Origin of the sequence: Candidatus Villigracilis proximus (assembly GCF_016717045.1) — a bacterium.
Lineage (GTDB): Bacteria > Chloroflexota > Anaerolineae > Anaerolineales > Villigracilaceae > Villigracilis > Villigracilis proximus.
In genome coordinates, this window is the sequence record NZ_JADJUO010000024.1 from 61,977 (window position 1) to 73,156 (window position 11,180).

The 11,180-nt window shown below is 47.2% G+C and carries 11 protein-coding genes and 1 pseudogene; 1 reads left to right on the forward strand and 11 read right to left on the reverse strand.

Annotated elements, in window-relative coordinates; translation table 11 throughout:
* Positions 1–217 precede the first annotated feature (217 nt).
* Positions 218–409: a hypothetical protein gene (locus tag IPL71_RS21585; protein ID WP_345325219.1), complete on the forward strand. Its 192-nt coding sequence runs from the start codon at positions 218–220 to the stop codon at positions 407–409.
* Between the two features lie 218 nt (positions 410–627).
* On the opposite strand, the gene IPL71_RS21590 is transcribed toward IPL71_RS21585, so the two are convergent.
* From IPL71_RS21590 to IPL71_RS21635, 11 genes and pseudogenes are all read right to left on the reverse strand, one after another.
* Positions 628–1,275 carry a hypothetical protein gene (locus tag IPL71_RS21590; RefSeq protein WP_345325221.1) on the reverse strand — a complete coding sequence of 216 codons (648 nt, stop codon included), beginning with the start codon at positions 1,273–1,275 and terminating at the stop codon, positions 628–630.
* 361 nt (positions 1,276–1,636) lie between these two features.
* Complete coding sequence (locus tag IPL71_RS21595; RefSeq protein ID WP_345325223.1) at positions 1,637–1,816, reverse strand: diguanylate cyclase domain-containing protein; 180 nt, start codon at positions 1,814–1,816, stop codon at positions 1,637–1,639.
* A 77-nt stretch (positions 1,817–1,893) separates the two neighbouring features.
* A pseudogene (locus tag IPL71_RS26235) lies at positions 1,894–2,010 on the reverse strand (GGDEF domain-containing protein); the annotation flags it as partial.
* A complete protein-coding gene (locus IPL71_RS21600) occupies positions 1,968–2,846 on the reverse strand; it encodes a PAS domain-containing protein (RefSeq protein ID WP_345325244.1) in 879 nt (292 codons plus the stop codon). The gene IPL71_RS21600 and the pseudogene IPL71_RS26235, both read right to left, overlap by 43 nt.
* Positions 2,831–4,138, reverse strand: a complete 1,308-nt coding sequence (locus tag IPL71_RS21605) for a PAS domain-containing protein (protein WP_345325225.1) — start codon at positions 4,136–4,138, stop codon at positions 2,831–2,833. The genes IPL71_RS21600 and IPL71_RS21605 overlap by 16 nt, the downstream gene beginning before the upstream one ends.
* Positions 4,138–5,094, reverse strand: coding sequence for a PAS domain S-box protein (locus tag IPL71_RS21610; RefSeq protein ID WP_345325227.1), 957 nt, complete (start codon positions 5,092–5,094; stop codon positions 4,138–4,140). Before IPL71_RS21610 ends, IPL71_RS21605 begins: the two co-directional genes overlap by 1 nt.
* Before the next feature lie 95 nt (positions 5,095–5,189).
* Complete coding sequence (locus IPL71_RS21615) at positions 5,190–5,858, reverse strand: hypothetical protein (RefSeq protein ID WP_345325229.1); 669 nt, start codon at positions 5,856–5,858, stop codon at positions 5,190–5,192.
* An 8-nt stretch (positions 5,859–5,866) separates the two neighbouring features.
* On the reverse strand, positions 5,867–6,043 hold the full coding sequence (locus IPL71_RS21620; protein WP_345325231.1) for a hypothetical protein: 177 nt from the start codon (positions 6,041–6,043) through the stop codon (positions 5,867–5,869).
* 507 nt (positions 6,044–6,550) lie between these two features.
* Positions 6,551–7,807, reverse strand: coding sequence for a winged helix-turn-helix domain-containing protein (locus IPL71_RS21625; protein WP_345325233.1), 1,257 nt, complete (start codon positions 7,805–7,807; stop codon positions 6,551–6,553).
* A gap of 4 nt (positions 7,808–7,811) precedes the next feature.
* Positions 7,812–10,586 carry a GAF domain-containing protein gene (locus tag IPL71_RS21630; protein ID WP_345325235.1) on the reverse strand — a complete coding sequence of 925 codons (2,775 nt, stop codon included), beginning with the start codon at positions 10,584–10,586 and terminating at the stop codon, positions 7,812–7,814.
* A partial coding sequence (locus IPL71_RS21635; protein ID WP_345325237.1) for a PAS domain-containing protein occupies positions 10,576–11,180 on the reverse strand: 605 nt, incomplete at its 5' end. The genes IPL71_RS21635 and IPL71_RS21630, both read right to left, overlap by 11 nt.

The following is an 11,180-nucleotide window of genomic DNA, read 5'->3' on the forward strand; positions in this document are numbered from 1 at the left end:
AAATATCACGTTTAATAATCTTCCCGCAGACCGTCACACTTCGCTTGAAGGCGATGTCTTTCAACTCTTAGAAAATTCCGCGATGCAAATCGTTCATTTGGCCTGATCATTCTTGACCCCCAAAATTTGCGCCCACCGCCGCCCACGCTGAAAAAAGCATCACGCGCCTATAAAGATATCAACCTGCTCGCCTTCCAAACTACTACGTCCCGGCGGATTGTTATTCACCTACTCCTGCTCCGGCGGAATAGACGCCGCCTTATTCCAAAAGATCGTTGCATCCGCTGCACTTGATGCACACGTGGATGCAACGATCATCGAACATTTATCACAAGGCAGCGATCACCCGGTCAGCCTGCACTTTCCCGAAGGGACATATCTAAAGGGTCTGGTGTGCGTAAAGGGATAATGGTCTTATCTGGAACCACCGGGAAATCCCATAACGATAAGAAGCAGGCATCCAAATATAAACATAACGATGGTCGGCGTGAACATAACCGCCACCGCCTTCCAGGTTGAAAATGAATGAGCCACTTTTAGTGCGCACGTTCAGGACAAAATTGTGAATTCCAAAAACTAAATAAACATTGTCCCACAACTGGAATAGCGCCAGAATCGCACTTAATATCATGAACGGCGCCACGTATGCCGCCAGGCATACAGCGTGCGGCTATAGTACCCGTTTCCTCCCCATAAAACAGCAAGAAGATTTTGAATACCGGCGCCGATGGAAAGCCCAATGATGCTAATAATGGGATATAGCAAAGCCATCGCCAAAGCCAGTACCGCGATGAATATAAGTGAACTACTTCTATACAGAGCATTGGCATTTTTCTTTTTAGCTGGCGTTTGTTGTTTAACAGACTCTGCCGCAGAAGAAGCATACGGCGTCCCGTAGTCATAATCGAAATTGGACTTGGAAGAGGCGCTAGATTTTTGGGGCTCCTCCTCATAGGCCGCAGAATATGGGGCGGGATCGTAATATGTTGCCGCCGGCTTTGGTGTTTGTACAGGAGGCGGGGCCGAACTGATTTGCGGAGGCATCTGACTGCGCAAAGTCAGCAATGCCTGCGTCACCTGGGAATTACCGGGATTTCTCTTCAGACATAACTCCAAAGTCTGGATACGCTTTTCAAGGGTTGGACAGGTATCCACATACCAAAACCACGCTGAAATATTTGTTGGTTCCGCCTGCAACAAGGGTTCAAGGATTCGTCGTGCTTCATCTTTCCGCCCTTCACGAATTAACTGGATCGCATTGTTTAGATTTGACATATGGCCTCATGAGAAATGAAATTAAACTGCGCAGGCAATACCATATAAGGTTATAAAGTCTGTTTATAGATGTATGTTTAATGATTAACATTAAGTTGTGCTTTATTCAGTGCAAATGGCAAGCGTCATTATACTTTCGCAGCGAACACCGCCATTGTTTAGCGTTTTTAACAGAGTGTGGCCGCCTGCCGTAGAAAGGGCCAGGTCAGGGTTCAGAAAAGATCACGGTGGTATTACGTCCCTTTTGCTTTGCCATATACAAGGGCTTTGTCTGCACGCCGGATCGCATCTTCCAACAGATTCATCCTGCGGAGAGTGAATGGTCTCGGCCACGCCAATACTAGGCGTAATAATAAAGGGACTAGTTTTCCGTCTCAATGCGTGTGGGGCAACACGTTCCCGAATGCGTTCTGCGATCATAAACGCCTGTTGCGCGTTGGTTTCCAGGCAGCAGGATAATAAACTCATCACCGCCATATCGCGCAAAAATATCCACGTCACGCACTTGAGAAGCGGTAGTCTGCGCAACCTGTACCAACAAAGGTGTCGCCAAATGCGCCCAAAAGTATCGTTGACTTGTTTGAATCCGTCTATGTCAAACAGGAAAATGGTCAGTGGGCGCTCATAACGAAGGGCTGCGGTAAACTCACGAACGGCAAGCTCAAAAAAGTAACGTCGATTATACAAATTGGTCAAACCATCAGTGCGCGCCAGCATTTGTTCATGAGCAAACATTTGCTTAAGCTCATAATGGACTGTTTCAAGGGATTTATTTGCACGGCGCAATTCATCCTCAGCCCGTTTGCGCTCGGAAATATCACGCGATACCCAATCGCTTCAATTTCCATTTTTTCATTTCGAACCAGTGTGGTTGCATTTTCCGTTGAAACCAGGGAACCATCCTTACGCCATTGATCGACTGTGCTCATTTCAGTGACAACCATCGGATCGCCTTGTATAAAACGGGCAAGGCGATCCGGAAAATTCGCGTTGATCTGCTCCATCGAATACGAAACAATCAGTTCTTCCATTGACATGTCCAGCATCTCTTCCGCTGTATAGCCAAGCAATTTTTGCACCGATGGGCTGACATATTTAAATTTCATGTTTTTTACATCCAAAACCCATACGACATCCGCCATCCCCTCCGCCAGCAACCGATACTGCTTTTCACTTTCTGTTAAAGCCTTTTCAGCCAGTTTGCGGTCAGTGATATTGATCAGGCTGCCTTCGTAGTATAAAGGGCTACCCTCTTTATCATAAATAATATGGACATAATCCTCCGCCCAAAATGACTTGTGGTCATAACGTTTGTACTCAGACTCAAAGGCAAAGGGAACACTCTTGTTTAACACCTCATCCTTAAATCTATCATTTGAAGCCGGGTCGGCATATAAGTCTCTGGCATTCATGGCCAGCAGAGACGAACTATCAGGGTACCCGAACATTTTGACCAACGCCGGGTTGGCATCCAGAATGCGCCCATCTGCAGATGTGCGATATAAACCGATGGGCATGTTTTCAAATAAAGTCCGATAGGCCTGCTCGGATTGAATCAGCGCAGTTTCAATTTTTTGCGTTCACTAATATCACGTGCCACCCAAAGCGTCTGATCCGCGCCCATTGGCGAGATGAAAGCCTCAAACCAGGGTACATGTCCATTGACTGCCAGTTCATATTCAATATGCTGGGTCTGCTGTGTCTCCAACACACGCTGGATCACACGGATGTACACTTCAGCCTGATCTGCCGGGAAGATATCCACCAGATTTTTGCCGATCAATTCCTGTGGAGTAATGTAATACACTGCTGGATTGGTAGGCGCGATCTTGCGATAGACTCCATCGCGATCAATCACCAATACTGCGTCCTGCATGGATGCGAAAAGCGCGCGCAGTTCCGCGTCAGAAGCTGCCAAAGTCTTCTGCGCCTGTTTACGTTCTTCCTCCATTTCCTTCTCATGTGTCACATCACGGCCAATTCCCACCGTACCGATCATGTTGCCGTACTCATCCCAAAACGGCGCTTTATAAACATCCAAAAACAAAAATTTATTTTTTATGTTTCCGAATTCTTCAAATCTTTCCGGACGCTTATTTGTATGAATGCTGGTTTCTGAATCCATGCAGATCTCGCCAAAAGTATGCCAATCGGAAATCTCAGGATGCAAGGCCCGTTGTCTTTCTGCAAAAAACAGATCGTTTTTACCGATCGGCTCCTCTGTGTCCTGTGCGATCAACAATTTTTCAATCATGGCCTTATTGGTAAAGGTATAACACCCGTCCATGTCCTTGGCCCAAACCAGATCCGGCAGATTATCGGTCATCAGGCGCAGCATCTGGTAAAGGGATTTCGATTTTGCCTCGCTGGCGCGCAGGGCTTCTTCGCCCCTTTTGTTATCTGTGATGTCACGTGAAATACTTCCCAGCCGCCAGCCTTTTTCCGTGCGGACAGAAAATACCCGCTGTTGGACAAATCGCGTAGAGCCATCTGCATATTGAAATGGCGCATCCAGCATTTTGTGAAGGAATGAAGATTGTCCAGTTTCCAATGTCTTAATGATCGAATCCTTTAATTTTGCGTAATTCTCCTCTGTCCTCAACTCGCGAGGCATAATTTGAAACTGCAGGTCCCATAAAAACTGTCCCAACACTATTTCCCGTTTTAAGCCAATGATCTGCTCAATGGCATTGTTAAATTCTATAACGTGCCCAGCTTCGTCTGAAAGAACAATACCATCTGAAGATTCCGAGATCACACTATGGAATTTACCCTCACTGTCAAGCAGGGCATCTTCGATCAATTTACGTTCGGTAATGTCGCGCCCGTTGATGATGATGCCCGCAATCGCAGGATCTTCCATTAAATAATGGCTGACAATTTCAAAACAACGCCACTCCCCGCTGTGATGAAGAAGACGATACTCCCCCGATGTATAAAGCCGGGTGTACTTAATCCCTCCATAAACGCCCCCGCAATTTGTGCAAGATCTTCCGGGTTGATCAGATCAAAAGCGCTCATCCCGATCAGAGACTCAGGGGCATATCCCAACATGCGTGTGACAGAAGGACTTTCATACTGAATTTTTCCATCCAACCCCAAAACGAGAATGCCATCTGTCGCATTTTCGATCAGCGCACGATAATATTTTTCACTTTCATGGAGTGCCTGCTCTATCCGTTTACGCTCGGTAATATCACGAAAGTTGATCACAACAGCCTGCACGCCGGGCTCTGCCAGCAGATTACTAAATGTACTCTCCACCCAATGATAAGAACCATCCTTATATCTATAACGATACTCAAGCGTGGGAATATACGCCGGATTATGTATCAGGTCGTTCATGGCATTCAAAACAATGGCAAGATCGTCAGGGTGGATGAATGTTAACGGGTTGGAGAGGATATCCGCCTGATTGTCATAATCGAACATGTTCCTTGCTGAAGGGCTTGCATATTGTATCTTCCCATCCAATCCGACCAGGACGATCCCATCGGATGCTTTTTCGATCAATGCCTTGAAACGATTCTCAGCCTGTCTGACCGCCTCTTCCGCCTGTTTACGCGCGGATAATTCGTTTCTCATTTGCTGTGTCAGCCGTGCATTAAGGACACCCGCAGCAATTTGTCCGGCAAAAGATTCCATGGCTGGCACATCGCCTTCATTTAGCGATAATCCGCTGACCATCATCAACCCCAATACTTCACCTCCCACTTGTAAAGGCGCGAGGATGCCCTGTTCGATCTTCAATAGCTTGATGAACTGATCGGTCAACGAGCGGAGCCCCATTGGAAGGCCTTCAAAAACATAATCTCCCACCCAATGAACGTATTCCGCCTTGCCTGCGGCAATATTACGCGCATAAATACTATCAGGTGAAAATACGCGGCGATACCCCAGAACTGAAGAGCCTGTTAATTTTTCGATCTGCTGGAGTAATTTGGGAGCATACGAGGTATAGGCTGCAGTGAGTGATTGACATCATCATTCACCATGAGCAAAGTAACTTCACCGCCCAGAGATTTGATCTGGTCGCCCACTGCGCAGTAAATATCCTCTGGTGTATGCGCCTGTTGAATGGTCTGAAACGCACGGCTGAGCGCCAAAAGCAGGCTGCGATTGTGATTAAGCAGTTCATCCGCCTGCCTGTGCGCGGTTAATTCATCCTGTAATTTCTGCATCAGGCGCACATTTTGAATGCCTGCTGCGATCTGCCCGGCAAAAGAGTCCATGGCTGGCACATCATCTTCATTCAGAAATAGGCCGTTTATTTTTAACAATCCCAGTGTGCTGTCGCCCACACGTAAAGGCGCAAGAATTCCCTGTTGAAGTTTAAACATCTTCACCAAAAGAGGCGTGAAGGATCGTAGAATCCCGGGAAGAATTTCTGCAATGGCTTCGCTGGTCGAATCAGAAAATACTGTTTTTCCACCGTCCATGGCACGCCCATAAACACTATCCTGACTAAATGGGATGCGATACTCAAGAAGTGATAACCCCGTTAATTTTTCAGCCTTGCGGATCAATGTTGGAGGATAGGATGTATAGGCAATGGATAACGATTGCCGGTCTTCATTGATCATCAACAAAGTCACTTCGCCCCCAGCGGCTTGATCGCATCTCCCACTGCGCGATAAAAATCCACGGCAGTATGCGCCTGCTGAATGGCTTGCGCGGCACGGCTGAGCGCCAACAAAAGATCACGGCTATGGCTGCGAACATCCAGCAATGGGCTTTCTATTATTTTTCGGGAATGCTTTTCAATCATTGAAACAATCCGCTTGAATTCGTGTATTTTGCCTTCTTACTTTGACAAGCAAAAAAATTCAGTTTTAACTGAATTGAACGAATCAAAAATAAATTTTCGCCTCCGCTGCATTCATAAATAATAATTGCCAACAAAAAATGGTGACTTGGAAGTCTTTTGTATTCAGCGGATTAGAAGTTAGTATGTAATCTTACGCAACGAAGCCAGGTTAATGAAAATTTTGTCAAAGAAGTTTGCGTAAGATAAGTTAATATATATTGGTTCCAGTCTCTCGTCAAGCATTATTTGCATAAAGAACATCATTTTCCCAAACCCGGGAAACCTTACGTTCCAGCCAGTCCGTGGGAACCAAGCTTGCTTAAAGAGTATTTCTTAAGTAGTAGTAACAGCCTGAATTCTTACGCTTCAAATATTTTTGAACACAGATTTTTAACCGTGTCCAAAAAATCTTTAAGAAACTGTCATTTCAAAAAAACTGCACAAAGTGAAAAATAATCTTTCGTAATTTTATTTCAACCTGCTTTTCAGATACGAACGCAGTTTTACTGTTTTGATGCCGCTTAAATCAATTTTTTCAGCGCCGACCATATCTGCAAATCGTTTAAGTCCATTGGCGAGGGCGCTGGCAAAAGCTTCATCTTTCGGCGCATCATCTTCAAGCCAGAAGCCGAGGATGTGAAGCGTGTTTGTCTGGCGATCCAGTTTCGGGTCGAGGCGGGCAACGAGATCGTCGCCGTATAAAATGGGCAGAGTGTAATACCCCCAGCGGCGCTGATGCACAGGCTTATACACTTCCCATAAATATTCAAAATCAAAAATCTTCTTCGCGCGGCCTCTGGCGCTGACAATTTCCAATGGCGCAAGGAATGTGACTTCCTCAGCAGTGGATGTGTCCAGCGGCTTCCATTTTTTGGGAATACGCCCCGCTTCCAATTCGGACAGATGAAGCTGGTCGCTGTTTAAAAAGAGATGCTCATCCTTTGAGCCTTCCACCCGCACACGTGAAACAAGACCCTGTTCAATTAACCGTTCTGCCAGTTTTTTGGTTTCCTCGCGCGTCAGATCCTGATGAATATAATACGAGAGTTCGGTACGCCAGCGGTTTTCACCAACCAGCCCCAGAAAGGCAATCACCTTCCTGCCCATGAACTCCACTGCTTCTCTTTTATTAACAGAATAATCAAACTCTGAAGGTACCACCCGTTCGCGCAGATCGTAGATGCGGTCGAAGCCTTTGCGATTGGTAATCATCACTTCACCGATCAACCATAAATAAAATAATGCAACTGAGGTTTCCTTGCGCCCGCGATAGCTCCAGCCTTTGACCTGTGCGCCTTCAAAATCACGGTTTCCCAAAGGGCCGCGATCACGCAATTCAGAGAGGATAAATTTCAAAAGATCCTTTGGCGGATGTGTGAATGATTCATAATGCAAGCCCTGAGCCTTGCGGTGCTTCATGTGTAAACGCCAATATGGAAATTCATGCATGGGATACATCATCAGCCAGCCGCCGTAATCAAAAGCTTTGCGCTGTTGATACGCCATTTGATAAAGATGATCGGGTTTGTAATTCAACACGCGGCCATACATGGCAATATCCTGACTGCGCGCGACCATGGTCAACGGGTCGAGCTGCAAGGCTTGCATCTGGCGCAAAGCGGATTCAGTGCTGAGCGGCCCCTCGAAACGACGGCCAGGCCACAGTGCTTGTGATCCGAGAAGGAATCGGCGGTGGGTTAATTTTGAGATTGAGTCGATTGTCATGGCGTTATTGAATCACCTTTAAGAAAACTTCCACAACTTGCGGATCAAATTGTTTTCCGTTTTGATCCTTGATGTAAGCCAGTGCCTTCTTTTTGCTCCAGGCTTTGCGATATGGGCGCTCACTGGTAACGGCATCCCAGACATCTGCGATGGCAAAGATACGCGCCACCAATGGGATCTCTTCGCCTTTCAATCCGCGCGGATAACCTGTACCGTCCCATTTTTCATGATGCGACATGGGGATATCGAGCGATTGATGCAGATAGCGGATGGGTTGCAGCATTTCATAAGCCAAAAGAGGATGCGTGCGCATGATCGTCCATTCTGCTTCGGTCAGCGGGCCTTCCTTAAGCAGGATGTGATCGGGGATGCCCATTTTGCCTATGTCGTGCAGAAGCGCGCCGCGCCGAATATTTAATATCTCTTTGTCTTTTATGTCCATGGCCTGGGCAAGTAAAACGGTAAGCTCAGTAACACGCCTGGTATGGCCTTCGGTTTCCTTATCACGCAGATCCATGGCACGCGACCAGCCTTCAATGGTGGCATCGTACGCGATGGCAAGTTCCATGTTAACGCGTTGAAGATTGTCGAACATTTGTGAGTTATCAATTGTGATGGCAGCCTGGCCCGCGAGGGTTTCAAGAAATTCGATCCACTCTTCATCTGGTGTAAATTCCGAACGGCAATAGACTTCCAAAACGCCTTTTACTTCTCCCTTGGCGATGAGAGGCACACAAATATAATTTAAGAAGTTTTCCTCTGCCCACAATCGGGCAAAAGGTTCATTCTCCACAATTTGCGCCGAGTTAAATATTTGAACAAGGCATCGCTCCATCACGCTGCGGCCTGCAAAGGCATCATGCAGATGAACTTCAGCGCCTTCAATTGCATGGGTGCGGAATCCCTGACCGGCGGCGTGTTGCAGTGTCTGTTGATACGGGTGAAGTAAAAGCACATCTGCGGCATCAACATTTAATTGGGCAATGGTGTGCTTCAGTAAAATATTAAGTGTAATGCGCAGATCGAGGCTCGATGCGATCACCTGATCCATGGCGCGCAACGTTTGCAAATGGTCGAGACGGCGCATGGTCTGTGCATGCAGGCGCATACGATTGATCGCGTTCCCTAACATTTCACTGGTCGTGATGATCATACGGGTTGCTTCAGATGTGAACGGGGTGGTATGCCTGCCTTTTCTGCGGGCAGCCAGTAATACGCCGATCATATGATCGCCTGACAACAAAGGGGTAAATATGGCCGGGCCCAGATGATCCATTCCGTGGACTGTTTTAATGCGCAAAGGGTCGTTTGAAAGATCGTCTGTCTGATAAAGCTGGCGTGATTGCAGGATCGATCCGCTGATACCTTCAGATGCATTAAAATTGAAACCAATATTGGGGATCAAATCTCCACTGGCATTTGCAATGACCAGATAGGGTTTCATCCGGTTCAAGCAGAATGACGACATGGGATCTGCCTGAATGGCACGTTCCAACGCTTTGAGGATCTGAGGCAGGATCTCTGTCTCTGTTTGCACAAAACTAATATGATTGGAAATGGAGAAGAGAGTTTCCAACTCACGCGTGCGTGAACGGAGTGAAGTTTCAGCCCGTGTGCGGTCACGATTTTCGCGCTGAACCCGCTGAAAAAGATCTGAATTAATAAGCGCAACGGCGATCTGTGAAGCAAAGGCGTTAAGAAGATTTAAATCGTTTTCAACATAGGCGTTCAACTGATAGCTAAAAACCTGAATGGCACCCACCACCTGATTCTCCACAACCATCGGCACGATCAATGCCGAACGTGGAATCTGCCCATGATCGGAAGTGTCTGACACCTGAGTACCCTGATCATCAAAAGTATAAATGGTTCGTGTCTCGCGCAGACGCTGTTGATAATCTGAAAGAAGCAGGGGTCTCCCCGTGCGAATCACCTCACTCTGCGCGCCCTGACCTTCCTCTTCCAAAGAGATCGGCGGAAACCCTTTTGCATCCACCGGGCTGCCATCGTGCCAGCCGCAAACCAGCGAGATCATACCGGTACGTTTTTCAAAAGACGAGATGAATAGCGTATTACATGGGATCAATTGCGAAATTCCACGATAGGCTACATCATAGATATGCTGTGATTCAAATGAGGCGTTTAACTGACGCGAGGCTTCATATATTAAACGTACTTTTTCCGATTGTCTGTTCCATGCCTCTTCAGCCCACACCCGCTCGGTGACATCCCGCAGCATTCCTGTATGATAGATAACCTGACCATGTTCATTACGTTCATAATCTCCATGATCCTCAACCCAAATTTCAGTCCCATCTTTTCGCCGCATTCGAAACACTTCCACTTCTTTCTGTCTGTCATCCAAAACATGGCTGCCGCGCTCTTCGGGCGAAAAGTAGAGTTCCTTCTTTATATCCACATTCAGCATTTCATCTCTGCTGGTGTAGCCAAACATTTTGACCATGGCCGGGTTGACATCCAGAAATTTTCCATCGGGGGTACTGCGATAGATGCCGTCCACCATATTATCAAACAGGGAGCGGTAACGCACTTCAGATTCACGCAAAGCATTTTCCGCGTGTTTGCGTTCAACAAGCTCGGTCTGGATGTGGGTAAAAAGGTTCGCGTTTTGAATCGCCGCCGCTGCCTGTGCCGCGAGTGTCTCAGCCAGAATTTGATGTCCGGGAGTGAAAAACCCTGCCTCAACTTTATCGATTGAATATATGCCAATGAGCTGTCCGCCAGCAATCAGCGGCACGCCCATCCAGCTAACTGACATGCTCCGTCCCCGGCAGCCGGTCCCAGCCGGGGTATGTACGGGTATCCGCGATCACAATGCTATGCTGTTGATTAATGATCGGGTTGAACGCCTGATGGTCACGGGGATCAAAAATAATGGCGTGCGTTTGGGCCGGATCTGTGAATTTTTCATAACCACGCATCGCAAAAATTGCGAAGCGGGCATCCTCTTGCAGGAGCATTACATTGGCGCTGTCAAAGGGAATAAGTTGCTGCAAATACTCCAGGAATATTTCCAACACCGCATCAAGATTGAGATCACGGGTAAGCGCCAAATTTGCGGTATGGAAAATTTCAGTGATCTGATGCGCCTGCTGTTCAGACTGCAGCAAGCGCGCGTATTCATTTTCCGCCTGCTTATATTCTGTAATATCATGAATAATGGAAAAGAGGACGGAATTTCCGTCAACAACCAACAGGAGGAACGCACCTCCACAGTGCCGAGATCGCCATCTGCGAGTTTGTCCTGCTGGATAAAAGAAGATCGACTTCTTCAGTAAACCGGCGATTGGTAACGAACTCCGAGATTGACAGACTTTGAGCAGACCCAGCTCGTATCCATAAAACGACCGGC